This is a genomic window from Saccharothrix sp. NRRL B-16348 (genome assembly GCF_001280085.1).
Lineage (GTDB): Bacteria > Actinomycetota > Actinomycetes > Mycobacteriales > Pseudonocardiaceae > Actinosynnema.
On record NZ_LGED01000164.1, the window covers coordinates 1 to 245 of the forward strand.

General features: G+C 71.4%; 1 pseudogene. It reads left to right on the forward strand.

From position 1 onward, the window contains the following. Nucleotides 1-245 (forward strand): annotated as a pseudogene (locus tag ADK67_RS16120) (cellulose-binding protein); the annotation flags it as partial.

Sequence of the window (245 nt, forward strand, 5' to 3'; positions counted from 1 at the left end):
GCAGGCCGACCCGACGACGTTGACCTCGGCGATCAGCCGGATCACGCCGGGCGGGACGATCCTGATGCGGGGCGGCACCTACCGGTTCGCGCAGACCGTCACCATCCCGCAGGGCAACAACGGCACCTCGGGGGATCGCACCGAGCTGTTCGCCTACCCCGGTGAGACGCCGGTGCTGAACTTCTCCGCGCAGGCGGAGGACCCGGCCAACCGGGGGCTGGCGGTGAACGGCGCGTACTGGCACG